This is a genomic window from Acidithiobacillus sulfurivorans, assembly GCF_018853815.1.
GTDB classification, from domain to species: domain Bacteria; phylum Pseudomonadota; class Gammaproteobacteria; order Acidithiobacillales; family Acidithiobacillaceae; genus Acidithiobacillus; species Acidithiobacillus sulfurivorans.
This window is the reverse complement of the sequence record NZ_JAAOMP010000079.1, coordinates 1-24,371: the sequence shown is the minus strand read 5'-3', so window position 1 is coordinate 24,371 and position 24,371 is coordinate 1. Positions and strand designations below refer to the sequence as shown.

At 52.7% G+C, this 24,371-nt stretch carries 29 protein-coding genes; 26 read left to right on the top strand and 3 right to left on the bottom strand.

Annotation, left to right across the window (positions count from 1 at the left end):
* Window positions 1–154 precede the first annotated feature (154 nt).
* The 16 genes from soxX (at window position 155) to HAP95_RS07450 (ending at window position 12,579) form a co-directional block, all read left to right on the top strand.
* Complete coding sequence (gene soxX, locus HAP95_RS07520) at window positions 155–550, top strand: sulfur oxidation c-type cytochrome SoxX (protein WP_215883660.1); 396 nt, start codon at window positions 155–157, stop codon at window positions 548–550.
* 35 nt (window positions 551–585) lie between these two features.
* Entirely contained in the window at window positions 586–1,098 is a 513-nt protein-coding gene (gene soxY, locus HAP95_RS07515) for a thiosulfate oxidation carrier protein SoxY (protein WP_215883672.1), read from the top strand.
* A gap of 34 nt (window positions 1,099–1,132) precedes the next feature.
* Window positions 1,133–1,465 carry a thiosulfate oxidation carrier complex protein SoxZ gene (gene soxZ / locus HAP95_RS07510; RefSeq protein WP_024892985.1) on the top strand — a complete coding sequence of 111 codons (333 nt, stop codon included), beginning with the start codon at window positions 1,133–1,135 and terminating at the stop codon, window positions 1,463–1,465.
* Between the two features lie 50 nt (window positions 1,466–1,515).
* A complete protein-coding gene (gene soxA / locus HAP95_RS07505) occupies window positions 1,516–2,379 on the top strand; it encodes a sulfur oxidation c-type cytochrome SoxA (RefSeq protein ID WP_215883659.1) in 864 nt (287 codons plus the stop codon).
* A 70-nt stretch (window positions 2,380–2,449) separates the two neighbouring features.
* Complete coding sequence (locus HAP95_RS07500) at window positions 2,450–2,977, top strand: DUF302 domain-containing protein (RefSeq protein WP_226832641.1); 528 nt, start codon at window positions 2,450–2,452, stop codon at window positions 2,975–2,977.
* A gap of 18 nt (window positions 2,978–2,995) precedes the next feature.
* Window positions 2,996–4,723 (top strand): thiosulfohydrolase SoxB, encoded by a 1,728-nt coding sequence (gene soxB / locus HAP95_RS07495; RefSeq protein ID WP_215883658.1) that lies wholly within the window; start codon window positions 2,996–2,998, stop codon window positions 4,721–4,723.
* 228 nt (window positions 4,724–4,951) lie between these two features.
* Window positions 4,952–5,989, top strand: a complete 1,038-nt coding sequence (locus HAP95_RS07490) for a rod shape-determining protein (protein ID WP_438263652.1) — start codon at window positions 4,952–4,954, stop codon at window positions 5,987–5,989.
* 25 nt (window positions 5,990–6,014) lie between these two features.
* Window positions 6,015–6,854, top strand: coding sequence for a rod shape-determining protein MreC (gene mreC / locus HAP95_RS07485; RefSeq protein WP_215883657.1), 840 nt, complete (start codon window positions 6,015–6,017; stop codon window positions 6,852–6,854).
* Window positions 6,851–7,324 (top strand): rod shape-determining protein MreD, encoded by a 474-nt coding sequence (gene mreD / locus HAP95_RS07480; RefSeq protein ID WP_215883656.1) that lies wholly within the window; start codon window positions 6,851–6,853, stop codon window positions 7,322–7,324. The genes mreC and mreD overlap by 4 nt, the downstream gene beginning before the upstream one ends.
* Entirely contained in the window at window positions 7,321–8,415 is a 1,095-nt protein-coding gene (rodA, locus tag HAP95_RS07475) for a rod shape-determining protein RodA (RefSeq protein WP_215883655.1), read from the top strand. Before mreD ends, rodA begins: the two co-directional genes overlap by 4 nt.
* Window positions 8,408–8,539, top strand: coding sequence for a hypothetical protein (locus tag HAP95_RS17280; protein WP_264318827.1), 132 nt, complete (start codon window positions 8,408–8,410; stop codon window positions 8,537–8,539). The genes rodA and HAP95_RS17280 overlap by 8 nt, the downstream gene beginning before the upstream one ends.
* Window positions 8,540–8,716: 177 nt before the next feature.
* Window positions 8,717–9,883, top strand: coding sequence for a D-alanyl-D-alanine carboxypeptidase family protein (locus HAP95_RS07470; protein ID WP_215883654.1), 1,167 nt, complete (start codon window positions 8,717–8,719; stop codon window positions 9,881–9,883).
* Between the two features lie 19 nt (window positions 9,884–9,902).
* A complete protein-coding gene (locus HAP95_RS07465; protein ID WP_215883653.1) occupies window positions 9,903–10,169 on the top strand; it encodes a YbeD family protein in 267 nt (88 codons plus the stop codon).
* Window positions 10,166–10,807 (top strand): lipoyl(octanoyl) transferase LipB, encoded by a 642-nt coding sequence (gene lipB / locus HAP95_RS07460; RefSeq protein WP_215883652.1) that lies wholly within the window; start codon window positions 10,166–10,168, stop codon window positions 10,805–10,807. Before HAP95_RS07465 ends, lipB begins: the two co-directional genes overlap by 4 nt.
* Window positions 10,808–10,809: 2 nt before the next feature.
* Window positions 10,810–11,766 (top strand): lipoyl synthase, encoded by a 957-nt coding sequence (gene lipA, locus HAP95_RS07455; RefSeq protein ID WP_215883651.1) that lies wholly within the window; start codon window positions 10,810–10,812, stop codon window positions 11,764–11,766.
* A 12-nt stretch (window positions 11,767–11,778) separates the two neighbouring features.
* Entirely contained in the window at window positions 11,779–12,579 is an 801-nt protein-coding gene (locus HAP95_RS07450; RefSeq protein WP_215883650.1) for a YdcF family protein, read from the top strand.
* Window positions 12,580–12,591: 12 nt separating this feature from the next.
* Here the strand turns inward: HAP95_RS07450 and HAP95_RS07445 are convergent, their stop codons facing one another.
* A complete protein-coding gene (locus tag HAP95_RS07445; protein WP_215883649.1) occupies window positions 12,592–13,683 on the bottom strand; it encodes a L,D-transpeptidase family protein in 1,092 nt (363 codons plus the stop codon).
* Window positions 13,684–13,791: 108 nt separating this feature from the next.
* Here HAP95_RS07445 and HAP95_RS07440 point away from each other — a divergent pair, with 108 nt between their 5' ends.
* The 10 genes from HAP95_RS07440 to HAP95_RS07395 all read left to right on the top strand — a co-directional run bounded on the left by HAP95_RS07440 (window position 13,792) and on the right by HAP95_RS07395 (window position 22,930).
* Window positions 13,792–14,223: a hypothetical protein gene (locus tag HAP95_RS07440; RefSeq protein WP_215883648.1), complete on the top strand. Its 432-nt coding sequence runs from the start codon at window positions 13,792–13,794 to the stop codon at window positions 14,221–14,223.
* Window positions 14,224–14,303: 80 nt separating this feature from the next.
* Window positions 14,304–15,794, top strand: coding sequence for a hypothetical protein (locus tag HAP95_RS07435; RefSeq protein WP_215883647.1), 1,491 nt, complete (start codon window positions 14,304–14,306; stop codon window positions 15,792–15,794).
* A gap of 9 nt (window positions 15,795–15,803) precedes the next feature.
* Complete coding sequence (locus HAP95_RS07430) at window positions 15,804–16,943, top strand: response regulator (RefSeq protein ID WP_215883646.1); 1,140 nt, start codon at window positions 15,804–15,806, stop codon at window positions 16,941–16,943.
* Between the two features lie 51 nt (window positions 16,944–16,994).
* Window positions 16,995–17,561: a GTP-binding protein gene (locus HAP95_RS07425; protein WP_010637225.1), complete on the top strand. Its 567-nt coding sequence runs from the start codon at window positions 16,995–16,997 to the stop codon at window positions 17,559–17,561.
* A complete protein-coding gene (locus HAP95_RS07420; RefSeq protein ID WP_215883645.1) occupies window positions 17,558–18,196 on the top strand; it encodes a roadblock/LC7 domain-containing protein in 639 nt (212 codons plus the stop codon). Before HAP95_RS07425 ends, HAP95_RS07420 begins: the two co-directional genes overlap by 4 nt.
* Window positions 18,197–18,248: 52 nt before the next feature.
* Entirely contained in the window at window positions 18,249–18,611 is a 363-nt protein-coding gene (locus HAP95_RS07415; protein WP_024892973.1) for a roadblock/LC7 domain-containing protein, read from the top strand.
* 89 nt (window positions 18,612–18,700) lie between these two features.
* Window positions 18,701–19,573 (top strand): glycine--tRNA ligase subunit alpha, encoded by an 873-nt coding sequence (glyQ, locus tag HAP95_RS07410; RefSeq protein WP_215883644.1) that lies wholly within the window; start codon window positions 18,701–18,703, stop codon window positions 19,571–19,573.
* On the top strand, window positions 19,573–21,672 hold the full coding sequence (glyS, locus tag HAP95_RS07405) for a glycine--tRNA ligase subunit beta (RefSeq protein ID WP_215883643.1): 2,100 nt from the start codon (window positions 19,573–19,575) through the stop codon (window positions 21,670–21,672). The genes glyQ and glyS overlap by 1 nt, the downstream gene beginning before the upstream one ends.
* Window positions 21,672–22,211: a D-glycero-beta-D-manno-heptose 1,7-bisphosphate 7-phosphatase gene (gene gmhB, locus HAP95_RS07400; protein WP_215883642.1), complete on the top strand. Its 540-nt coding sequence runs from the start codon at window positions 21,672–21,674 to the stop codon at window positions 22,209–22,211. Before glyS ends, gmhB begins: the two co-directional genes overlap by 1 nt.
* Entirely contained in the window at window positions 22,208–22,930 is a 723-nt protein-coding gene (locus HAP95_RS07395) for a lysophospholipid acyltransferase family protein (RefSeq protein ID WP_215883641.1), read from the top strand. Before gmhB ends, HAP95_RS07395 begins: the two co-directional genes overlap by 4 nt.
* On the opposite strand, the gene HAP95_RS07390 is transcribed toward HAP95_RS07395, so the two are convergent.
* Together HAP95_RS07390 and HAP95_RS07385 are read right to left on the bottom strand one after the other, a co-directional pair.
* Window positions 22,896–23,786 (bottom strand): ATP-grasp domain-containing protein, encoded by an 891-nt coding sequence (locus tag HAP95_RS07390; protein ID WP_215883640.1) that lies wholly within the window; start codon window positions 23,784–23,786, stop codon window positions 22,896–22,898. The genes HAP95_RS07395 and HAP95_RS07390 overlap by 35 nt on opposite strands.
* A 2-nt stretch (window positions 23,787–23,788) precedes the next feature.
* On the bottom strand, window positions 23,789–24,103 hold the full coding sequence (locus HAP95_RS07385; protein ID WP_215883639.1) for a hypothetical protein: 315 nt from the start codon (window positions 24,101–24,103) through the stop codon (window positions 23,789–23,791).
* Between the last annotated feature and the right edge of the window lie 268 nt (window positions 24,104–24,371).

Sequence of the window (24,371 nt, the reverse complement as noted above, 5' to 3'; positions counted from 1 at the left end):
ATAAAAATGGCTTAAAAAAATAATACTCCTAATTATACTTTACAGACTATTTTATTGTTTATTGTAGGAGGCCATTCTTTCTAAAAGGATGGCACAAAAGCTGCTAATTGATTTTGCCGCGCCAGTAGGACGCGCTGCATTAAAGGAGCATTTTATGAAGCACAGAAATAAACAGCTGGCTCAGATCGCTTTGCTGGTGACGGGGATTTCCTGTCTGGGACTTAGCCTAAATGCCGCAGCGGCAGAAGCGCCAGGCAACGTCAGCAGTATTCAGGCCGGTAAAGCTATTGCCTTCAATCGCGCTCAGGGAAACTGCTTGGCCTGCCACGCTCTACCAGGTGGAACAATGGCGGGCAATGTGGGTCCGGCCCTGCCCATGCAGGGGGTGACCTTTCAGCAGATGTTTCAGACCAAGGAAAAACTCGTAGCTTTTTTGGGTGATCCTGAAAAACTATTTCCTTACGCAAACATGCCTGAATTTGGAAAAAACAAAGTGCTTACGCAGACACAGTTAGAGCAGGTTGCCGACTATTTGTGGTCTTTGAAGTAAAAAATCCACCCGTAATTCCTAAGGAGACAATAATGATGAGTAAACCCATTGAGCGACGCCAGTTTTTAGGTGCCAGCCTAGCTACAGGGGCGGTGGCTACGGCTGCTGGTCTTGGCTTGATCAAGCCGCAGCTGGCCTTTGCGGATAATGTTGCCGGATGGCCTGAAAAAGCTTTTGATGCCAAGTTGCTGAAAGAAGCCATGTCCGACTCCGTTGGTAAAACCGACATTCCGGTATCCTCCAAAGTCAAACTGACAGCGCCCACTATTGCTGAAAACGGCGGAGCGGTTCCCGTCACCATTGAAGTGGATTCACCCATGACGGCAGACGATTACATTGCAACGGTTTATCTTTTTGTCGATCACAACCCCACCCCTCTGGCCAGTCAGTTCACGTTTACGCCTGCAGCGGGTAAAGCATACATCCAACAACGCATCAAAATGGCAAAAACTGACAATGTCCGGGTCGTTGCCAAAACCAATAAAGGCGTACTGATGGCCTCTGCCCCCCGGGAAGTCAAAGTCACCATTGGTGGTTGCGGCGGTTAAACCAATATACACCCATTGAAAAGAGGAATTATCCATGGCAGGAAATGTAGGTAACCCAATGATTCGCATGGCAAGCAGCGCCAAAAAAGGGGAAATTGTCGAAATCCGTTCATTGATCATGAATCCCATGACTACGGGTCTGACCAAAGACAAGGCTGGAAAAGTCATTCCGGCCCATTTTATCCAGACCGTCACCGTGACATTTGATGACAAGCCTTTACTGGACATCGACTGGAGTACAGCCGTCAGTGCCAATCCCTACCTCGCTTTCAAATTGCGGGCCGAAAGTAGCGGAACCCTGAAAATGGTCTGGAAAGACAATACCGGCGGTAACTGGAGTGCTGACTCCAAACTGACAGTAGCCTGATACCTATATCGGGGCGAATGTAATCGCCCCTGCAACAAAAGGAGGAACCCATGAAGCGGTTGCTGATTGCGCTTTCAATCATAGGCCTAGCTGGTGTCAGTGACGCCGCGCAGGCAGTCAACTGGTGGGACCTGGGAAATACCAAGGTCGGACCGGCCGAGACTCTCAAACAATTTCATACCTATTTCGAGGAACAAAATCCCAAAATGTCTTTGGAGAAGTACGCGCTGGGTTCTTATGCATTCAGCCCGGAAATGTACAGTCAATATCAGGAGGCCATTCAGTTTAATCCCGGAGATTTGACTTTATCCCAAGGCAAGGCTTTATGGACCAAACCTTTTGCTAACGGCAAGTCTTATGCCAGTTGTTATCCTGATGGTGGCAAGGGTGTGGCGGCGCACTACCCCATGTATGATCCCAAAACCCATGACCTAGTGACTATCGGTACCAGTCTGAATGCTTGCCGCAAGGCTAATGGTGAGGCACCGCTTAAATATGGCAGCAGTGATATGGTGGCTTTGCAAACCTATCTGACCTCGTTATCTAATGGTATGCCCGTAGATGTTCAGGTACAGGGTCCGGGAGCCACGCAAGCCTTTGAAGAAGGGAAAGCCTACTTTTTCATGAAACGCGGGCAACTGAATTTTTCCTGCGCTACTTGTCATGTTGCTTATGCCGGGAAATATTTACGCGCACAAATCATCTCTCCAGTACAGGGCCAAAGTGCCCATTTTCCAACTTATCGCGCGGCCTGGTCGGCAGTAAATACTTTGCAAAAGCGGATGCAGGGTTGTGATAAAAAAGTAGGTGCGGTACCACAACCGCTCGAAAGCGCAGATTATCAGCGGCTGGAATATTTCATGAGTTATCTCAGCAACGGAATCAAGATCAATGTGCCGGGATATCGTCCCTGAACTCAACCCCGGGTAATAAATCCTGAATTTTTACCCGGTACTACTTCTACCAGAAACAATGGGGAATACCATGAATATGAAAAAATCATTACTCGTGCTCGGATTATGTTGCACGGGATTGAGTCTTGGCGGCTGGGCACAGGGTGCCGAGATTTCTTCGACAGTATCTGGAATGCCAGCAATTAATACCGCCAGCCCGTTGTACATTGTCAATGTGCAGAAAGGTGTCACTCCGGCCCAGATCAAGATGGGCATTCAGAGCGGTGCCGAGGCTGAAAATATGAATGTAGTAGGTACGCTGGATGTTCAGCAGGGACTCAAGGAAAGAGGTATTAAAAGCAATCAGCCCTATGTCATTTATGAGGTCTGTAATTTGGTACTGGGTGCAAAAATTCTCAAAAGCACACCGGAATTTGGGGCTTTTGCACCCTGTAAAATTGTCATGTATGAACAAAATGGCCAACTAAAATTGATGACCTATTTACCGACTTATGCCCTGAAATATTTCCCGAAAAATCCAGAATCCGCCAAGGTGGCTCAGGAACTGGATCATCAGATTATCCACGTGATGAAGCAAGCCGCTGCTGGCGGGCTTTAATCCGTACCGGAGGATTCAATGAATTTAAGTAGACGTGATTTCATGCAATTAATGGGCATAGCCGGTGCTGGCAGCTTCTTGACACCAGGTGCCGTGCAGTCGGCCTGGGGAGCAGATGCCGACCCTTATGAAATTCCTGATTACGGAAATGTCACCTTATTGCACATGACTGACTCTCATGCGCAACTGCTGCCGGTATGGTGGCGTGAGCCGGATACCAACATCGGCGTAGGGCAGGTACTGAATCAGGTTCCCCATCTCTGCGGACAGTGGATGCTGGATTATTATGGAGTAGCCACCCCCTATTCCAGCAAATATGCCTATTCTTGCCTGGACTTCGACACCCTCGCGCACAAATACGGCAAAATCGGTGGATACGCACATATCGCCAGCCTGGTCAAACGCTATCGGCAACAACGTGGAGACAAGGTGTTGCTGCTGGATGGTGGAGATACCTGGCAGGGTTCAGCGACCAGTCTCTGGACCAAGGGTGCGGATATGGTCGGTGCCCAGAATCTCTTGGGGATAGATGATTTTGTTGGTCACTGGGAATTTACTTACGGGCAGGATCAGGTGGAGCACCTGGTCAAAACTGAACTCAAGGCCAATTTTCTGGCCCAGAACATCTTCAACAATACCTGGCAGGAACTGGTTTTTAAACCCTACCATATTCATGAGGTCAGTGGCCGTAAAATTGCCGTTATTGGTCAGGCTTTTCCGTTTACCCCCATTGCCAATCCCGGTTACATGATACCTGACTGGGGGTTTGGTATTCATACCGAGCATATGCAGAAAATGGTGACAGAATGCCGCGAGAAACAGCACGCTGACCTGGTGGTCTTGCTCTCGCATAACGGTGCTGACGTTGACAAGAAAATGGCCTCAATGGTCAAGGGTATTGACATCATCCTGGGTGGTCATACCCATGACATTATGGGACCCAAGCCATTTATGGTCGGCAAGACTCTGATTATCAATACCAGCACCAATGGCAAGGTATTAGCCCGTTTCGATCTGGATGTCGGCAAAGGTAAGCTCAATGGCTGGCGTTTCCATTATCTGCCGGTGTTCTCCAACCTGATCAAGGAAGATCCGGAGATGGCTGACTACATCCATAAGGTTCGCAGCCCTTATCAGCAGAAATTGGCGCAGCCCCTGGCTACTACCGAAAGCCTGCTTTATCGGCGTGACAACTTTAATGGCAGCTTTGACCAGCTACTTTGTGACGCCTTACGGGAAGAAATGGATTGCGAAGTCTCTTTCTCCCCCGGCTTCCGCTGGGGCTACTGCAAGCTCCCCGGTGAAACCATTACCATGGAAGACGTCATGGGGCAGACGGCCATCACCTATCCCCAGGTTACCGTCAACACCTACACCGGGGAACAAATCAAGAACATCATGGAGCAGGTGGCAGATAACATCTTCAATCCGAACCCATATTATCAACAGGGCGGGGATATGATCCGGGTCGGGAATATTCAGTATGACTTTAATCCGGATGAAAAAATCTATCATCGGTGCAGCAATATGCGGGTTGGTGGTCAAACGATGTCTGCCAGCAAAAAATACAAAGTGGCAGGCTGGGCAGCCATGCAACCTGTTGAAGGGAAACCAGTCTGGGATATTTTTTCAAAGTGGCTGCAGTCCAAAAAGAATGTGCGGGTAGACAAAGTGGATCTGCCAGTACTCAACAAGGACATGGCCAACAACCACGGTATTGCCTTCCCTAAAACCTACAAGCTTTAACCATCTTCAGGTGACGAGCAGCATTAGCCAGCGGTTTTGACCGCTGGTTTTTTTGTGAGCAAAACAAGGTCCTGTAGCCAAATCACCCCATTTCACCAGATTTTATCTCGACCATACCTCATGCTAGACTGCGCACTGAAATTTTGCAGCCCGGAAATGATGTTTAACTTTCGTTCACGTCCCGGCCGTGTCCCCACTTGCATAATAAAGGCCTGTAACCAGATGATCATGAAACGCATTCTTGGACTTTTTTCCACGGACCTCGCTGTTGACCTGGGTACGGCCAATACCCTGATTTATGTGCGAGGAAAGGGCATTGTCCTTTCGGAACCTTCTGTCGTTGCCATTCATACCGGCCGCCGTGGTGGTGGCAGTCGACGTTTACATGTTGGTGAAGAAGCCAAACGCATGCTCGGACGCACCCCCGCCAACATCACCGCCATTCGGCCTTTAAAAGACGGCGTCATTGCCGATTTTGAAATTACGGAGGCGATGCTCAAACACTTCATTCGCCGCGTCCATCATCAGCGTTTTCTCAGCCCCAGCCCCCGTATTATTGTTTGTGTACCCTACGGAGCCACGCAGGTGGAACGCCGTGCCATCCGCGAATCAGCCATGAGTGCAGGAGCCCGCGAAGTGCATCTGATTGAAGAACCCATGGCGGCAGCCATTGGCGCCGGCATGCCGGTCGCAGAACCCACCGGCTCCATGGTGGTGGACATTGGCGGTGGGACCACTGAGGTCGGGGTAATTGCACTGGGCGGTGTGGTTTATTCCCAAAGCGTCCGGGTAGGTGGTGACAAAATGGATGAAGCCATCGTTAATTATATTCGGCGAAATTACGGCATGTTGATTGGTGAAAGTACCGCCGAAGAAATCAAGAAAAAGGTGGGCTGTGCTTATCCCGGTCAGGAAGTGCTGACGCTTGAAGTGCGCGGGCGCAATCTCGCCGAAGGTGTTCCCCGCACCTTCACCATCAATAGTAATGAAATCCTGGAAGCTCTTCAGGAACCGCTGGGGGCCATTGTCGGCGCCATCAAGCTGGCCCTGGAACAAACCCCTCCGGAGCTCGCTGGCGATATTGCCGAGCGCGGCATGGTTCTGACGGGAGGTGGTGCCCTGTTGCGCGATCTGGACCGCCTCATCATGGAAGAGACCTCCTTGCCGGTGATTGTTGCCGAAGATCCTTTGACCTGTGTAGTGCGAGGCAGTGGTCGTGCTCTGGAAGAGCTGGAGCTTCTGGGTGAGGTATTCGCCGACGATTAATTCGGCGAAACTGTAAACATTCAGCATGCCAGCGTTGTTTTTCCCCCGCCGCTACCCGCCGCTCCTTCGTGTAGCGGCATTTGTGTTGTTGAGTATTGTCATTGCGGGGCTCAGCGAAAAGCATCCCAACATGCTGAACTGGTCCGGGAATCTGACTTATCCCATTCATTGGCTGGATCTTCAGGTCACAGAAAACTGGCGTACAGTGGGTCAATACCTGCAAGATCGCCGCAGTTTGCTTGCCGAAAATGCGCAAATGCGGGAAAAACTCAAAACACTGGAACCAAAACTGCTGGAAAACGAGATATTACACAATGAAAACCGGCAACTGTTGGCATTACTCGACAGCTTTCCCCAGCCGCCCGGGAAGATGGCTGTTGCCCAGGTCATCGCCGAAAACTTTTCTCCCGGTAGCCAGCTCATTACCGTCAATCTGGGCAGTCGCAATGGCGTTCAGGTGGGTCAGCCGGTGCTGGCCGCTGGCGGTGTGGCCGGGCAAGTCATTCACGTAGCCGATCTCAGCGCCCAGATCGCCCTGATTTCCGACCTCGACAGCAGCATCCCGGCGCAACTGGCGGGCACAAACCTTCCGCTGCTGGTTAATGGCAAGGGCAATATTCATTGGTTGAGTGTTCCCTTTCAGCCGCGCAACACCACCCTGAAAGCAGGTGATCAATTGGTCACCTCTGGGCTCGGGGGGCGTTTTCCCTCTGGCCTGCATATTGGTACCATTTCCAGGGTCATTCACAATGGTGACGAGCCCTTTGCGCAAATTTCAGTGCGGCCCGCAGTACCCTTGGGTCAGCTCACCACGGTACTCATACTTCTAAAGAACAAGCCGACATCACGGCCTGACAAAGCATGAATGCTATCGCCATGGTGATCGCCTTTTTCCTGGCTATGGTCCTGGAAACGCTCCCCTCTGGCCCTGTTTATGGCATGATCCATCCGGATTTTGTAGCCATGCTTCTGCTTTACTGGTCGATCCGTAGTGGCTCCGAACTCAGCTATACGGTGGTATGGCTCATAGGATTACTTCAGGATATGGTGATGGGTGATGTGCCCGGTGGACAGGCCGTTGCCGGTGTTCTCATGATTTATGCGCTGGTCAATGGCCTGGGCAGGGTACGCCATCTATCCGTTTGGGAACAATTGGTTTTCATTTTCATGCTGTTGTTCGCCCATCGACTGATCGTCTGGTCCTGGCAACTATGGTCCGGGCCAGTGAGCTGGCATTTCAGCCTGCTCATCAGCCCGTTGATGGGGGCCTTACTATGGCCCCTGTTTACCTATTTGCTGGATTATCTACGCCATCATATGCAGGCATCGTCATGAACCTGTCACAACGCCTGTTCCGTCCCTTGCAAAAACTGGATCCAGCACTGTTGATCGGCGTTGTCATTCTGATGGGCATCAGTTTGGCCGTACTTTACAGCGGCAGCCAGGAAAGTCTGCGCGTGGTTTTCGCCCAGTTATTCCACTTTGCTATCGGTTTTATTGTGCTGATCGCCATTGCCAATACCCCGCCGGAACGCATTCGCGCCTGGGCTCCGGCACTTTATGGCATCGGCGTTATCCTCCTGGCACTCACCCTGGTCGCTGGCAAAACCAGCCTGGGAGCCCGACGCTGGTTAGGTGCCGGACCCGTCACCTTTCAGCCCTCGGAACTCATGAAACTGGCTTTACCGCTACTGATGGCCTACTACTACTCCCAGCAGGAAAACGTGCGCCATTGGCGTGCCGCAATTACCGGATTGATACTGATCGCCATTCCTTTTCTGCTGATTGCCAAGGAGCCAGATCTGGGTACCGCCGCACAAATTGGTGCCGCTGGTATTTTTATGATGTGGCTGGCTGGCGTGAGACGGCGCTGGTTTATTGGACTACTCATCATTGTCGCGGTCAGCGGACCCGTCATGTGGCATTTCCTGCACGGTTATCAAAAGGAGCGCATTCTGACCTTCCTTGACCCTCAACGCGACCCCTTGGGGGCGGGATATCACATCATTCAGAGCATGATTGCTGTTGGCTCCGGGGGCTTTTGGGGAAAGGGCTGGTTTAACGGTACCCAGGTCAACCTCGACTTTTTGCCCGAAGCACAAACAGATTTTGTTTTTGCCGGTTTTGCCGAAGAATTCGGCCTTTTTGGTGTGCTCATTCTGATCGCCACTTACCTCCTGATTGTCCTGCGCGGGCTGGTCATCGCCTTTGAAAGTCGAGATGCTTTTGGCCGCTTGATTGCCGGCACCCTGAGTCTGACATTTTTTCTGTATATTTTTATCAACATGGGGATGACCACGGGGATTTTACCCGTAGTCGGAGTGCCACTGCCCCTCATCAGCTACGGCGGTACCGCCATGCTGACATTCATGATCGGGCTGGGGATTCTGATGTCAGTGCACGCACATCCACGAACCCATGAATAGCCCTGCAACCGGTGGTGGGCCGGGAAGCTTTGCCGCGACTTTGGCCCGCGCCGTGGTTGTTCTTGGTGAAATCCTGCGCCCGTCAGGAGAGCTGTTTGAGCCCAAAGGGCGAGTTCTCTCCTGACAGCAGGATGAGCCTTAGAACAACAGGCAAGGGACGTTGGAGCGGCAAAGCTTCCCGGCCCACCACCGCTTGCAAGACAATTAGCATACAAACATAGCTTTCTTGGCGGACATCATTATAATTCTTCGGATACCACCAAAATTACACTCTAATTAAACACTACGTATTGAGGCCCCGATGATTTCCCGCCCATCACTGATGAGTAACGTTTTTCTTGTTTTTTTCGGGCTGCTTTTTGCCAGTACCGCCTTTGCCGTTGTGCCGACCCCACGACTGCCCACACCTCCAGCACCCGCCCTGCCGTCCATCGTCAGCTATGTGCTGATGGATTATGACACGGGTCAGATTATTGCGGCGAAAAGTGAAAACCTGCGCCGCGCACCGGCCAGCCTCACCAAGCTGATGACGGCCTATCTGACCTATCAAGCCATCCACAATGGCACCCTCAATACCAATGAGAACATTCAAATATCCAAAACAGCCTGGAAAACCGGCGGTTCCAGCATGTTCATCCAGCCCGGTCTGGCGGTCAACGTTGACCAGCTGTTGCACGGGCTACTCATTGATTCGGGCAACGATGCTGCCGTGGCATTGGCCGAAACCGTGGCAGGAAGCCAGTCCGGCTTTGTAACTCTGATGAATGAGACAGCAGCACAACTGGGACTGCACAATACCCATTACAACAATGTTGATGGTTTGCCGGATGACAACCTGTATACCACTGCTCTGGATGTAGCGCGGCTATCCCAGACGCTGATTCAGCAATACCCTCAAGTGATTCAAATTACCCAACAAAAATCCTATACCTACAACAAAATCACCCAACGGAGCTGGAATCCTGTATTGTTTCGTGACCCCAGCGTGGATGGTCTGAAAACAGGACTGACGGATGCCTCCGGCTATTGCATCGACGCTACCGCACAACGCAATGGTCGTCGCCTGATTGCCGTAGTGATGGGTGGACCCAACTGGTCTGGCAGTACCAATGCCGTAGAAGCACTGTTGGACTACGGTTATCGTTTTTTTGTGAATCATCCGATTTACCAGTCGGGCCAGCAGGTTGGGAAAATCACGCGGAACGAATTCTCTCCCATGCATATTCCCGTAGGTGTCACCCAAAATGTCACCGTCACCGTACCCAAGGGGCATTTTTCTGATTTGCAGCGCGTTGTCGAACTCAACCCCAATTTGCAGGCACCTCTGAAAAAAGGTACGGTCGTGGGAGCATTGGTTTTCCGGCTTGACGGCAAAACGCTCAAAACAGTCCCGGTTGTCAGCATGGTTTCTGCGGAGAAAGCGGGCTGGTTATCACGGATGTTCCACAAAATCGGTGACGCGCTCTGAAACAGAATGAGGGGCTTGCATGAAGACAGAAACCCAGCAAGCAGATGACTTTCCCCATCTGCATCATGTCAAGGTAATCGGGCAGCATGCTGATCTGCTGGGTGCAGTACGCGAAGCCGTAGAGCCCCATGCCCCCGATTTACCGGAAAGCGCTTTTGCCCTGCGCGCCAGCAGTCAGGGACAGTATCTTTCGGTAACCATCTCTTTGGAAATACAAAATGAAGCACAGCTTCTGAATATTTATACGGCGGTAAAAGCCGTAGACGGAGTCATCCTCTGCTTATGAATACTTCCCCCATACTGGTGCGCTGCTGGCCCGGAATCCTGCCCTACTTCACGGTGCTTGACGCCATGCGCGAATTCACCACCCAGCGCGATGCGGAAACCCCTGATCAAATGTGGCTGCTCCAGCATCCGCCGGTATTTACGCTCGGTCGCAATGCCGATGCCACCGACGTTCTGGATCCTGGCCCCATACCGGTCATCCGCAGTGATCGGGGGGGCAAGGTGACCTACCATGGCCCCGGGCAATGGATTGTTTACCTGCTGATTGATTTACCCCGAATGGGTATTAATGTACGGCAACTCACCAGCATGATGGAACAGGCTGTTATTCAACTCCTGGCAGATCATGGGGTAAATGCCCATGCTCGTCAGGATGCTCCCGGCGTTTATGTGGGCGAGGCCAAAATCGCCTCTTTAGGACTGCGCGTCCAGCGCGGGCGTAGCTATCATGGTTTAAGCCTGAATACGGACATGGATTTATCTCCTTTTCAGCGCATTCATCCTTGCGGAATGCCCCACCTCACCGTCACCCAGATCCACGATCTCTGTCCCGACTGGCCCAGTCGTGACGTTGCCGAAGCGTTGATGAATGCTCTTTCCGATCAGCTGCAGCGACCTCTACAAAAAGGAGGTGCCTGATCATGGAGACCCGCTCAGACAAAAAAGTCGGAAGAGGCGCTGAAAAAACAGCCCGCAACCCTATTCCAATCCCCATCATTCCCGTAGAAACGCCGAGAGTGCCTAAACCGCAATGGTTAAGAGTGCGCTCTCCCTTGTCTCCGGAAGTCGATCGGCTCAAAAAAATTCTGCGCGCAGCGGATCTGCACACCGTCTGTGAAGAAGCTTCGTGCCCCAATCTGGGTGAATGCTTCGGCGGCGGAACGGCCACCTTCATGATTTTGGGCGATGTATGCACACGCCGCTGCCCGTTTTGTGATGTGGCCCACGGCCGCCCCAAACCCCCTGATTCGGCAGAACCGCTACACCTTGCCCAGACCGTCGCGACGATGGGACTGCGTTTTGTGGTCATCACCTCTGTAGATCGGGATGATCTAAGAGATGGCGGTGCCCAGCATTTCGCAGAAGTAATCAGCGCCTTACGCGATCATTGTCCGAGTCTCCACATAGAAATTCTGGTGCCCGACTTTCGCGGGCGCGTCGATAAAGCTCTGACGGCGCTCCGCAATACTCCCCCAGATGTATTCAATCACAACCTCGAAACTGTGCCTCGCCTTTATTTACAGGCCCGACCCGGTGCCGATTATCGACATTCCCTCAATTTACTTGCGACCTTCAAGGCAGAACATCCAGATATTCCCAGCAAATCAGGGCTGATGCTTGGGCTCGGGGAAGAGCCGGATGAAATTCGAGAGGTCATGCAGGACCTTCGACAAGCGGGTTGCGAGTTGCTGACCTTGGGACAGTATTTATCTCCTTCCCGTCACCACCTGCCCGTGGCCCGCTTCGTGCCCCCGGATGAATTTGAAATCCTGCGCCTGGATGGACTGGCCATGGGCTTCCGTCATGTCGCCAGTGGCCCGCTGGTACGCTCTTCCTACCATGCCGAACGCAGTTTTCATGAAATGACCGAAGACTGACCGGAAGCTTCCATGCTACTGCGTTACACCACGGTACTGACGCTGGCATCGGCGCTACTCCAACCGCCGGGAGTATTGTTCCTGTTGGCCATGTTTGGCTGGCTGAGTGAGGTGCTGGGCTGGCGATACTGGGGACGGACGCTGATTATTCTGGCGCTGGTCATTTTATACTTTTTTTCAACCGCGATCGGTGCCCGATTGCTGCTCATGCCTCTGGAAAACCGCTACCCAACCCTAAACCAGCCATTAACGGGAGCAGAGCGCCCCGGGGCCATTGTCGTCCTGGGTGGTGGTGAAGTCATGGATTCTCCCCATTCGCGCCTGGAAACCGCCAATGCCCGCACTTTGGTACGGCTCATGGCAGCGGCGCGACTCGCCAACCGCACGCAGCTGCCTGTGGTCCCCAGTGGGGGGGCGCCGCGTTTCGGAGTCGCTGCGGAAGCCACGACCATGGCACACATTCTCCGCCAGGATTTTCACGTTACCAGTCCAATATGGCCGGAAACCCACTCCTACAATACGGCGGCCAACGCCGCCGACTCCAGCGCCTTGCTGGCAGAGCACCATATCCAAAAAATATATCTGGTGACTTCAGCCCTGCACATGCCCCGGGCTGTCGCCTGGTTTCGTTTGTCTCATCTGGAAGTGATCCCGGTACCCACCGACTATCGGCTTAATCAGGTCCGGGAGCTGAAGCTGGATAGCTGGCTACCTCGAGCCATTTTCATGGAAATCAGCAGTGAGGCCTGCCATGAATACCTTGGCCTGCTCTGGCTTTGGTTGCAAGAACAGGGCCTCGGTAACGGCAAGTAATATTCACGGAAACTACTGGTCTTTACTATCCGGGAGACTCACTTGCACATGCAAATGCTCCCGATCACTAGGCTTGGCCAGTTGCAATGGCGCTGGCACCGCTGCGCCATTGGCTGAAGGCCCATAAGGCGCATAAGCATAAGGTCTGGCTGGCAAGGCAGCAGACAGCGTCTGATAACTCGGCGAATTGACACCGATGGGCAGAGCCACTGTGTTGTGCTCACCCACAATGCGCCGCACCTTGCTCCAGTCAATCGCCTGCTGAATATGATTTTCTGCCATGAAATCCTTGATGCGCATGGCTGCTCTCTGCAACTCGGGAACCCCCTTGTGATAGGTGTCCATGGGCTTGTAGGACTGCAAATAGACTTCGCCATCGTGCACGCCTACCAGATTAGGCATATCTATAATACGCACCGGGGTTCCGACCGGAACCATGGGAAACAATTGCGCGACATTTTCAGGGAACATCTGAAAACAGCCCTGGCTGGCGCGCATACCCACACCCCAGGGATGATAGGTGCCATGAATAAATATCCCCGAAAGGCCAGTTTCCATGGCCAGCTCACCCATCGGATTTTCCGGTCCAGGCGGCCAATACCAAGGAATATCCATGTGAAATTTTGTCTTGAACCAGGAGTGAATATTTTTGGGAACATTCCAGGCCGGCATTTTAAACTTGGCAATAATCTGGGTCGTCGTCAAATTCTCTTTCCAACCAGGCAGAAACACCCCTACCGGATACGTGTACACCACATGATCATTATTCGGGAAAAAGTAAATCCGCCGCGCCGGAATGTCCACCACAATTCCGGTCCAGGGTTTGGGCGGCAATATATATTGGGCGGGAATAACCACCTTACTAGCCTGCCCCGGTAACCAGGGATTCACTCCGGGATTGGCTTTGGTAACCTGATTGTAGCCCAGATCGTAAAACCGGCCGATATCCAGAAGAGTATCGACTCGATGCGTAGTGACTGCATGCAATGTACCCACCACATTGCCGTGCTCCGGCAAGGGAAACACGCTCGCCTGAGCGACGCCAACACCCAAAGCACTCAGTGCAGCAGTTAATAGCCAGATACCCCATTGTTTTTGCTTCATTAGCCTTCCTGTTTGCGGCAAATACCATTAAGATGCCCAGCCAATCCAAAAGGATCGTTGGCAGCATTTTGTATAACGGTCATAATCATAAGGGAAAAGGAGGCCTTTATGGAATCACCTCATCTGATATTTTTAAAAAATGTAGCGCAGGGAACCACGGCAAACTCACCAGAAATCCGTGATGCCCTCCATCGCCTCGACCATATGCTCGCCGATCTGTCCAGCGACCTGCAGATCCCTTTCGTGGGGCCGTGCGTAGGTTTGCACCATGCACCGGAACAGCATTTGCTCAGCGTCGCGGAACATCGCTGGTCCCAAGCCGATTCCTATTGGGGTGCAGCCATCTGCAGCCATCATCCTGTTTACGGCTTGCGGGCAGAATGGACGCTGGCCACGGTCAGTCGCGAAAGATTGCCCATTGTCGTCCGGGCTCTACCCAGTTTTTTTTCTGGCTACGCGGCCATTGCCGCACAATCTGCCGAGCCTTCGCGACCAAGCTTGTCCCGGTTAAAATCCCTTGCTGAACTGTTTGCACATTGACAGAACATTTAAAACGCCTATTTACGAGGCTATGAATCAATTGCCGCAAAAATGCGTTTAACCGGAAGTGAGCTTCGTGTATGGAACTACCCCTAAGCAGCCTGATTATTATTGTATTACTGCTCGCCCTGGTGGTTTCAGCGGGGCTGTGGAAGCTGTTCAACAGGAAAAAACTGCTTAAAAATAACGCAAAACCCAAAAAAATCACGCCTGCCCCAAAAAATTCCGCTCCCGTTTCCACGGGTCAAATTTCCGGAACGAGCAGCGCTGATAATACAAGTCTTACCGCCGCCGAAGTCGATGAAACCAGTATCCTGGATGAAATTGAAATTTACCTCGCTTACGGCCATCTGGAACAAGCGGCCACCTCACTCAGTTGGTACGTTACCCACAATCCTGATGATACCCGGCAAAGCCGAAAATTGTTGGCGTTATATCAGGAAATTCCAGACCTGGATCGCTTTGCAGAATTGCTGAGTAATTTGTGTGAGTCAGGAATCATCTCAGATGCCGAAGCCCAAAACCTGACCCTTGCCGGTCTGCAAGCTGACCCGGAAAACCTCCAACTCCGTGTGCTTGCCGAAAATTTGGGCATCAGCAATAGTCAGTTGGCAGCCATTAGCACCATCAAAACCAGCGAAGCCCAGCCAGCACCTTCATCGGTATTAATCAGGGTACAACAGGAACTCCAGCAGGCTCTCGTCAATCCCGAACCTATGGATATGGATCTCAGCGGCTTTTCCGAAAAGCCGCTGCAATCATTCCAGAACAACAATCCTTCCGAAACGGTCAGCAATGTAGACGCGCTGCTCCAAGGTAATGTCAAAATTGAGGCCATTAATCCTAGAGAATGGGGAATCTGTGCGACGCTGGTAGAGCCGTTGGCTGCTATTCGCGCATTACTGGCGACCCAACAAATTCAGGAAGCTGAACATATTTTAAAACGCAATCTCATTTTTGAACCGCGTAAGTTGATATTGCATGTAACCTTGCTGGATATTTTTTACCGACAAAAACGCTGTGACAACTACGCAGAATCTTTATTGCAGTTATATATCAGTTTGTGGGGAGCCGGAAGCGCACTCCGTACCCGAATGCTTAAACATGGCCGACAACTGGGCGAACATCCGCTCTGGGATCATCTGGAAGCCAGCGAAACCAACAAACATCTTCTCGCTGAACAGGCAGAAATATATGGTCTCTATCTTCCCTTGACGGCTATCCCTTTTTCCAGCCCGGCACTGGTTCTGGAGGAAATTCATCGTGATCATCAGATCATGCCCCACAACAGTGATGACAGCATCCTTGAAGAATTTGACAGCCTGCTGGAGTACGGACAAGTGGAAGAGGCCGTTGATCTTCTTGAAAAAGCCACCCTGGCACGTCCTGATCACCAGCTTTACTATCGCCCGCTCCTGGAAATGTATGAGCGCATGGGCGCTCATGAGCGCTTTTCCAGCTTTACCCGATCCATACTCAATATGGATACGCCACCTGATGAAGAAATCATGCGGCAGATGTTTAGCCTTGCTGAACGTATGCAACGCCAACCGCAGCGACAGGTTATTTAGGACTTGATCATGACGAATAATACTCCAGACAATGCCAGCATCCTCGTCCGCAGCCTCGGCATGGACACCCGTAAAGAAGCTGTTTTTCGCATGGCGTTTAAAATGCATACACGGCGTCAGTATCAACTGCTGGAATCAGGAGATGATCGCGTCGCCCACCTGACCATTGTGGACATTGACGGACCAGGGGGCACTGAACTCGCGAGAAATTTGCATCAGAGCGAACCTGAGCAGCGGATACTCGTGACCAGTATAGCTTCACCGGCAGATTGTATTTTTCCCATACTCCAAAAGCCGGTGCGCATGGAAACCTTGTTTCCGGCATTGGAATCTCTCCTGTTGGATACACCCAGAACAGCTGAAAAACAGGATACCAATGTCAAGCCGATTCGACCGGATATAACAGTCCCGGTCACCAGCCTCCATACTCAGCAAGCCAGTCCATCCCCGGCTCCGCAAAATGCACCCGAAGCACCCAGCAAACCCGCTCCTGTTCTTCGCCCCGAGGAAGTACAGTATTTTAATCCTGACGAAGGATTATTAGGACTTCTGAAAATTGCGCACCGCGATCAGAGTATTAGCGTAATTTCTGATCAAAATCAGCGCGCGATTTTGCGCCTTGATCCCTCCGCAGACCAGGCAGCAGCTCTAATAGATGATGCACAACTGCAGCAACTGTGCCACGTTTCTGCCGGTAATCTGCAGATGAGAGCTCCAAGAGATGGCGATTCAGGAGAAAATAGCAGCCTTCGTCATATGTCCCTGCAATCCTTGCTCTGGCAAGTAGCCGCATGGACAGCCAACGGGCGGTTGAATCAAAAATTGCAACTCAACGCCCCGGTTCAGCTGAAACAATGGCCTAATCTGACGCGTCTGCCCATGCTTCCTGATGCATTAAGACTGGCTGCGTTCCTGGCACGTTCCCCGGCCTCGCCCGCTCTCACCGTCAAGATGTTACGCATCGAACCTCGGGATTTGTTCAATTTTCTTGCTGCTGCAGATAGCCTGGAATTACTACGCTACAACACGCCGGAAAATCCGGGCAATATCGTTCGAATGCCACATGATTCAGCATCCTTAGAGACAGAAATCCCTGCAGCCAAGCGAAGCTTTTTGGGCCGTCTCCTGAAACGCATAGCCGGGATATAGAGCTGAGGCGCGCAGCGATGCAGATAACAATGAATATCAAGGAGCCAATTTGTGAGAGAAGATAATAAAATCGTTTTTACCGGTCCGGTAGGTGCGGGGAAAACCACGGCCATATCCGTATTATCTGATACACCCATCATATCTACAGATGCTCAGGCTTCGGACATGACCCTGAATCGTAAGGGTCATACAACCGTCGCCATGGACTATGGCATTCTCAAACTGGACGCCCAAACCAAAATTCATCTATATGGCACCCCGGGTCAAGAACGCTTTGATTTTATGTGGGACATCCTGACCACGGGCGGACTGGGCCTGGTTCTCATGCTGGACAACACCCGCCCTAATCCGAAGAAGGATCTCCACTTCTTTCTGCACGCCTTCAAGGACTACATCGTCAATGTTCCAGTCGTCATTGGTATTTCCAAAACCGATGTCCAGAATCGTCCAGGTCCCGCCGATTACGCGAACATGCTTCCTGAAGTCACCGCTGACCTCAAAATGCTCAATCCTATCCCTCCCATTTTTGAAATTGATGGTCGCAAAAAGGAGGACATCAAAAACCTGGTCATGGCCCTGCTTTATTCCATTGACCCAGGAATTGGAGACATCTTATGAGTGTAGAGCTGGTTGCAACGCGTACTGAAGTATACGCTGAGGTTACTCCCGCAGGAGCCTTTTACGCGACATCCAGTCCTGATCAGGAAGGTAACCGGGCCATTCTGTTGCACGTACTGCGTGAAGGTCACCGCGCTCCTTTTACGACGGAAATAGCCAGTCAATGGGCGGAAAATAACCATACGGATGAAGCCTTGCGCAGCATTTTCCGGCTACAGCGCCTTGGTCTTCTGCGTGGTACCCACCAGGCCCGTACTGACAGCACACTGCGACTGGAAGACGCTTTACCACCGCTACTGGCCCGTCTATCTGACCAGCAAAAAACCCTTCTGGCTGATGAAAATGGTTTTTATCTAGCTGCAGCAGGCTTTGCCCATGAAGCTGCAGAAGAGCTGGCGGGCCTTTCCGCTGATCTGCTCTCCCTGCAATCACGCCATAATCGCCTGCTCAAAAACAATTTGCGGGTCAACACGGAAACCTGGGGGCTGCTGGACCCTTCCGGCCGATCGGAATTGGGCTTTTGGCCGCTGTTCATCGGACAACAACGTTTCATGCTCGTCGTCAGCGGAACGCCCCGTCTCCAGGATCAATCCTTCGTGACCCTGGTTCAGGAACTCGACAAACGTTACCGCTAAGCTTAACCCATTTTAATATTGCATTATTGACAGTTTATTCAGGAGAAAACCCATGCGCGAAGAAATGCTCAAATCCATCCTCAGTGATCTCAATGGCTCGTCTGCCGATATTGAGGCTTCTGCGGTCATCTCTACTGATGGTCTTACCATTGCCTCCCTGCTTTCTTCCACCATGGACGAGGACCGCGTCGGTGCGATGGCCGCCGCCATGCTTTCCCTGGGCGACCGAACGGCAGCAGAGCTGGCCCGCGGCGAACTCGAACAGGTCATGATCAAGGGCGATAACGGTTATGTACTGCTTATTCACGCCGGCCCTGATGCAGTATTGACCATCATCGCCCGCAAGGAAGCCAAGCTGGGCCTGGTGTTTCTGGATGCCAAACGCGCATCAAGCGGTATCGCCGAACTGTTGTGACCGGATATTTTCGAGGGATCCGGTCTAGCTCCCTTCACAGCCTCTGCTCCATTGGTTCATAATGCGCGAAATCACTGTCTGAGACGCATATGACTTTTCAGGAAATCATCCAGCGGCTCCAAAACTTCTGGGCCGCTCAGGGTTGCGTATTGTTGCAACCCATGGACATGCCCGTTGGAGCGGGCACCTTTCATCCTGCCACCTTTCTGCGCGCCATTGGTCCAGAACCGTGGCGAGCCGCATATGTGCAGCCTTCAAGACGCCCCACAGACGGCCGCTACGGAGACAACCCCAATCGTCTCCAGCATTACTACCAGTTTCAGGCGGTACTCAAACCCAACCCCAATAATCTTCAGGATTTGTATCTGGAGTCCCTGGCGGTGCTGGGAATTGATCCAAAATTGCAGGACATCCGCTTTGTCGAAGATGACTGGGAATCGCCCACGCTGGGTGCCTGGGGTCTTGGCTGGGAGGTCTGGCTGAATGGCATGGAAGTCACCCAGTTCACATATTTCCAGCAGGTGGGCGGCCTTGATTGTCACCCGGTCATGGGCGAAGTGACCTATGGTCTGGAACGTCTTGCCATGTATCTGCAAGGGGTAGAAAGTGTGTACGATCTGGTCTGGACGCCAGGCGTACTGTATGGAGATGTATTTCACCAAAACGAGGTGGAACAGTCCCGCTATAATTTCGAGCTGGCACCCGTGGAAGACCTTTTTCAGCGCTTTGATCGCGCCGAGGCAGATTGCCGCAAGCTGCTTGATCACAAACTCCCTTTACCAGCCTACGAGCGGGTTCTTGACTGTTCCCATACGTTTAATCTCCTGGATGCCCGCCATGCCATCGGCGTCAATGAACGCGCCCGCTTCATTGGCCGGGTACGCGGACTGGCCAAAGGCGTTGCAGAAATTTATGCAGAAGCCCGTGCCGAACTCGGCCACCCTCTGCTACGGAGTGAATGATGTCAGCCCATGAAAATCCTCTCCAGGAAGATTGCCTTCTGGAAATCGGTTGTGAAGAGCTACCCGCGCGTGAGCAGCTCCCCATTCGCGACGCCGCCATTGAACAAATGACGCGTCTGCTGAATGATGCCGGTCTCAGCTTTGGGCAAATCACGGCTTATGTCACCCCACGGCGTTTAGCGTTATGGATTCAGAACCTGACCCTGCACAGTCAGCCCCGGGAAAGCATCCGGCGCGGCCCCCCCGTAGAAAGAGCGCGTGATGCGGCGGGTAACATAAGCCCGGCTGCCGAAGGCTTTGCCCGTTCCTGCGGGGTTGCCTTTGCCGATCTCAGCACCCTGGACACGGAAAAAGGACCGGTTCTGGCCTGGCGGGAAGTTGAAGCAGCCCGCAGCAGCCACAGTCTTCTGCCAGACATTGCCAGTCAGACCATTGCCGCCCTGCCCTTGCGTAAACGCATGCACTGGGGGAGCCGTCAGGATAGCTTCATTCGTCCGGTGCGCTGGTTACTGTTGCGGCAAGGACAACAAGTGCTCGACTGGCAGGCATTCGGACTGCAGGCCGGCGGACAGAGCTTTGGTCACCGTGTGCATCATCCTGAAGCGATCCAGATTCATCAGCCCGCCAATTACGCTGCGGCTTTGCTGGATGGTCAGGTCATGGCCGACTTCGACGCCCGTCGGACGCATATTTCCCATAAAATTTCGGACATTGCGGAAGACCTGCGGGCAACCCCCATCTTGCCTGCAGCATTACTGGAGGAGATTACCGGACTCAATGAATGGCCAGTCATCCTGATTGGCAGCTTTGCAGAAGATTACCTGCGAATTCCTGAGGAGGCACTGATTACGGTCATGATGCAACATCAGCGCTATGTCCCGTTACGTGACGCAAACGGTCGCCTGATTTCCCAATACCTGTTTGCCGCCAACATACACAGTCAGGATGCCCAAATGGTCATTCACGGCAATAATCGGGTGCTGCGGGCACGCCTGGCGGATGCGGCTTTTTTCTGGGATCAGGACCGCCAAAAATCTTTGACTGCAAGGCTTCCTGAATTGCAGAACGTCCTCTTTCAGGAAGGCCTGGGCAGCATTTACGACAAAACCCTGCGCCTGCAAAAAGTAGCGCGGTCATTGAGTAGCCTCTGTAACGTCAAAGCCGATGATCTGGAACGTGCTGCGGCACTTTGTAAAAGTGATTTGCTCTCTGGCGTGGTGGGGGAGTTCCCCGAGTTGCAAGGCATCATGGGTGGACATTACGCCCGCCATGATGGTGAAAATGCCGAGGTCGTTGCGGCCATTGCCCAACATTACCTGCCCAATGGCCGCGATGATGACACGCCGCAAAGTCCTGCGGGCCAGTGCCTGGCCATTGCCGACAAGCTGGATACCCTCTGCGGTTTTTTTGCCATTGGCAAAATACCCACGGGCGATCGCGATCCCTTCGCCCTGCGCCGTGCGGCTCTGGGAGTGTTACGCATCATTCTGGATGCAGAGCTTGTCCTGCCCCTGGATGAAGCGGTGGGCATGACGCTGGGAGCTTTAGGTCACCAAATTGTCAAAGATCCCACCGCCATCAGCACTGGCGTACTGGATTTTTTCCAGGACCGGATGCGTGTCTATTTCAAGGAAGAGGGTTTTCGTGCCGACCAGATTAATGCCGTACTCAGTCGTCAACCCCATCAGGTTCTTGATGCCCGTAAACGCCTGGAAGCCCTGTCACGCTTCCTGACCGGACACCAGGCGGCTGAGGCGCTCGCGGCTCTAATCAAACGCGTCAATAATCTGCTTCGCAAGGAAAATGTGGAAATACAACGCGAACCCGACCCGCAATTATTTGAAGATCCCGCCGAACATCAGCTCTGGGAACACTGGCAAGTCATGGCCGGGCCCGTTCATTCCCACCTTCAGCATGCACAATATGCCAGCGCACTGGACCTTCTGGCCGGATTACGTCCTTCGGTCGATGCCTTTTTCGACAAAGTCATGGTCCTTGCTGAAAATCCCGAAATACGCCAGAACCGCCTTGCTCTCCTCACCAGGCTGCAGGATGCGTTTCTGCGTATTGCCGACTTTACGCAACTCCAGGGCTCCTGATGGCGCAGTGGATCATCCTCGATCGCGACGGTGTCATCAACGAAGACAGTAACGCCTTCATTAAATCACCGGCCGAATGGCGACCCATTCCTGGCAGTCTGGAAGCCATCGCCCGCCTCAACCGGGCTGGTTTTCAGGTGGTCGTTGCCACTAATCAATCCGGCGTGGGACGGGGACTTTTCGATATTCGCACCCTCACCGCCATCCATCAGCGCATGCGCCAGGAACTCGCCGTTTTTGGGGGGCGCATTGAAGCCATATTTTTTTGTCCCCACCTGCCCGACGCCGGCTGTCAGTGCCGCAAGCCTTTGCCGGGCATGTTTCACGAAATTGCCGAACGCCTGCAAATATCTCTTGAAAATGTCCCGGCTATTGGTGACAGCCTGCGGGATCTTCAAGCCGCCCAGGAAGCCGGGGCCAAACCCATTCTCGTGCTCACCGGTAAAGGCCAAAATACCCGTCGCGATGCCGAAGCTGCTGGTTTCCCGATTTTTCTCGATCTTGCTGCCGCTGTACAGGCCATCCTGGGTGCCTCTTGATACAAACCCTGCGTAGCGGGATTTTCTACATCGGCTTTACCTTATGGACACTCGTCTGGGCATTTTTCACCCTGTTGACCATCCCCATGCCCCTTTCCGCCCGGGTCTGGTCCAGCCGCCTCTGGGCGCGAACTGCCGTCCTGTGGTTGCGCTTGAGTTGTGGTTTGAGTTATCAGGTCACTGGCCTGGAAAATATCCCGGATACACCCTGCGTCATTGTTGCCAACCATCAATCAGCGCTGGAAACCCTGTTACTCTGGTGTATTTTTCCGCGCCTGTCTTATGTACTCAAACAGGAACTGTTTCGGATTCCGATTATCGGCTGGGGCTTACGCCTGGCCTGGCCGATCGGCATTGATCGCAGTGCCGGTCGTCAGGCACTCGTGCAGGTCATGGAAGAAGGCAAACTGCGTCTTGCGGCTGGATTTAATGTGGTCATATTTCCTGAAGGAACCCGTTACCCCTGCGGCGAAGTCGGGCCCTTCAGCAGCACGGCCGCCGGACTGGCCCTGCGCGCAAAAGTCCCGCTTTTACCCATAGCCGTCAACAGTGGCTGCTATTGGGCCCGTAACAACTGGCGAAAAAAACCCGGAAAAATGGACTTATGGATTGGTCCGGCTTTTGCGCCATACGGAAAATCTTCCACCTTGACCGAACAGGCAGAATCCTGGATTCGCAACGCCGTCAGGCAGATGCCAGGCGCAGCTTCAAAGCAGTAATTACGCACCCTGCCACGTCCACAGCACTACTTTTTTCAATACCCTCCAGACTGGGGACGGGGTTCACTTCCAATACCAGTGGGTTTTGATCCGCGTCCGCCATCAAATCCACACCGGCAAAATCGAGGCCTAATGCAACAGCGGCTTTCCGGGCAATTTCCGCCCAGGACTCAGGCAGATCAGGAAACGCCAAGGCGCGGCCTCCACAGTGCAGATTACTGCGAAAATCTTCCGCCGCAGACTCCCGACGCATGGCCGCAACGACCTCCCCAAACAAGACAATCACCCTGACATCCTGGCGGCCCGGCAAAAAACGCTGAACCATGGCCTCATGCTGCAAACCCAAAAAAGTATCCAGCATCCCCCGCGCGGCTACCGGGGTCTCGGCCAAACTCACCCCGACTCCCTGCGAACCTTGCAATATTTTATGGACGAGGGGCGTGCCCAGCATCTGCAAGGCCAGTTCTTTCTGCCTGGATTCCGTGAAATAAACGGTTTGTGGAACCGCTATTCCCGCCGCCGCCAGAGCCTGCAGGGAGGCAAATTTGTCTCGCGCCAGTTGCAATGCCTCGGCAGAATTCAGACAAAAAGTACCAGCCCCGGCAAAATAGCGCAGCAATCGCGCCCCCAAGGCCGTTATCGGTCCGCCAATGCGGGGAATGACCGCCGCGCAATGAGGAAATTTTTCACCCTGCACATAAAGATCCGCGTGGACGCCATTCAGGATCAACAAACATTGCTCCGGAGCCAACAACACCGCTTCCATTCCCGCCGCATCCACCACCTGAAGCAATCTTTGGGTAGAATAAAGCCCAGGAAAACGCGACAGTACTGCAACTCTCGCTGTCTCCGACATGATCAGGACACATCCGCACGAAAAGTCAGCAACGGGAGTTCACCATGGGCGATGGACCTCTCGATGAAACCCGCCCTTCCCGGCTTGATCTGCTCAAGGCTGCTGCGCGCCTCGGATGTTTGTCCGCATATTGCCGAAAACAGCACCTCCAGCTCCAGAGGATTCACCCGCAAACAGCCAAACGGATTCTCCGTATTTTTGGCGCGCCAAAACAAATTGGGTAACCAGCCCTTGCTCTGCACCAGCGGATTCAGGTAAAGCGTCCGACAACGCTCTGCGATTTGTAATTCAGACTGATCATTTTGTGTATTTTCCATTGAGTTCCTTTGATCCTTAGTTTGGTCCCTGCAAATTTGTGCCTATTCCTGCATGTTGCGGCAAGCTGAACGACAAAACCACTTGCCTTGGCAAAGGAATTATTGTGGAGCATAATGGTCAAGTATATAAACAGTTAATAATGTTTATTCGCAATAGCTGGCCATTCGGCCAAGGAGTGCAGCAATGAGCGACAACAGCACGCAGCAAGGATTAGCGGGGCACGGAGCTTTTTTCCAGGACACGAACTTATCGGCCAACGAAGCAGAA

Excerpts from the sequence above, each read along its gene's own strand:
- soxX (WP_215883660.1), top strand. The coding sequence starts at position 155 with ATGAAGCACAGAAATAAACAGCTGGCTCAGATCGCTTTGCTGGTGACG.
- soxY (WP_215883672.1), top strand. The coding sequence starts at position 586 with ATGAGTAAACCCATTGAGCGACGCCAGTTTTTAGGTGCCAGCCTAGCT.
- soxZ (WP_024892985.1), top strand. The coding sequence starts at position 1,133 with ATGGCAGGAAATGTAGGTAACCCAATGATTCGCATGGCAAGCAGCGCC.
- soxA (WP_215883659.1), top strand. The coding sequence starts at position 1,516 with ATGAAGCGGTTGCTGATTGCGCTTTCAATCATAGGCCTAGCTGGTGTC.
- HAP95_RS07500 (WP_226832641.1), top strand. The coding sequence starts at position 2,450 with ATGAATATGAAAAAATCATTACTCGTGCTCGGATTATGTTGCACGGGA.
- soxB (WP_215883658.1), top strand. The coding sequence starts at position 2,996 with ATGAATTTAAGTAGACGTGATTTCATGCAATTAATGGGCATAGCCGGT.
- HAP95_RS07490 (WP_438263652.1), top strand. The coding sequence starts at position 4,952 with ATGAAACGCATTCTTGGACTTTTTTCCACGGACCTCGCTGTTGACCTG.
- mreC (WP_215883657.1), top strand. The coding sequence starts at position 6,015 with ATGCCAGCGTTGTTTTTCCCCCGCCGCTACCCGCCGCTCCTTCGTGTA.
- mreD (WP_215883656.1), top strand. The coding sequence starts at position 6,851 with ATGAATGCTATCGCCATGGTGATCGCCTTTTTCCTGGCTATGGTCCTG.
- rodA (WP_215883655.1), top strand. The coding sequence starts at position 7,321 with ATGAACCTGTCACAACGCCTGTTCCGTCCCTTGCAAAAACTGGATCCA.
- HAP95_RS17280 (WP_264318827.1), top strand. The coding sequence starts at position 8,408 with ATGAATAGCCCTGCAACCGGTGGTGGGCCGGGAAGCTTTGCCGCGACT.
- HAP95_RS07470 (WP_215883654.1), top strand. The coding sequence starts at position 8,717 with ATGATTTCCCGCCCATCACTGATGAGTAACGTTTTTCTTGTTTTTTTC.
- HAP95_RS07465 (WP_215883653.1), top strand. The coding sequence starts at position 9,903 with ATGAAGACAGAAACCCAGCAAGCAGATGACTTTCCCCATCTGCATCAT.
- lipB (WP_215883652.1), top strand. The coding sequence starts at position 10,166 with ATGAATACTTCCCCCATACTGGTGCGCTGCTGGCCCGGAATCCTGCCC.
- lipA (WP_215883651.1), top strand. The coding sequence starts at position 10,810 with ATGGAGACCCGCTCAGACAAAAAAGTCGGAAGAGGCGCTGAAAAAACA.
- HAP95_RS07450 (WP_215883650.1), top strand. The coding sequence starts at position 11,779 with ATGCTACTGCGTTACACCACGGTACTGACGCTGGCATCGGCGCTACTC.
- HAP95_RS07445 (WP_215883649.1), bottom strand. The coding sequence starts at position 13,683 with ATGAAGCAAAAACAATGGGGTATCTGGCTATTAACTGCTGCACTGAGT.
- HAP95_RS07440 (WP_215883648.1), top strand. The coding sequence starts at position 13,792 with ATGGAATCACCTCATCTGATATTTTTAAAAAATGTAGCGCAGGGAACC.
- HAP95_RS07435 (WP_215883647.1), top strand. The coding sequence starts at position 14,304 with ATGGAACTACCCCTAAGCAGCCTGATTATTATTGTATTACTGCTCGCC.
- HAP95_RS07430 (WP_215883646.1), top strand. The coding sequence starts at position 15,804 with ATGACGAATAATACTCCAGACAATGCCAGCATCCTCGTCCGCAGCCTC.
- HAP95_RS07420 (WP_215883645.1), top strand. The coding sequence starts at position 17,558 with ATGAGTGTAGAGCTGGTTGCAACGCGTACTGAAGTATACGCTGAGGTT.
- HAP95_RS07415 (WP_024892973.1), top strand. The coding sequence starts at position 18,249 with ATGCGCGAAGAAATGCTCAAATCCATCCTCAGTGATCTCAATGGCTCG.
- glyQ (WP_215883644.1), top strand. The coding sequence starts at position 18,701 with ATGACTTTTCAGGAAATCATCCAGCGGCTCCAAAACTTCTGGGCCGCT.
- glyS (WP_215883643.1), top strand. The coding sequence starts at position 19,573 with ATGTCAGCCCATGAAAATCCTCTCCAGGAAGATTGCCTTCTGGAAATC.
- gmhB (WP_215883642.1), top strand. The coding sequence starts at position 21,672 with ATGGCGCAGTGGATCATCCTCGATCGCGACGGTGTCATCAACGAAGAC.
- HAP95_RS07390 (WP_215883640.1), bottom strand. The coding sequence starts at position 23,786 with ATGTCGGAGACAGCGAGAGTTGCAGTACTGTCGCGTTTTCCTGGGCTT.
- HAP95_RS07385 (WP_215883639.1), bottom strand. The coding sequence starts at position 24,103 with ATGGAAAATACACAAAATGATCAGTCTGAATTACAAATCGCAGAGCGT.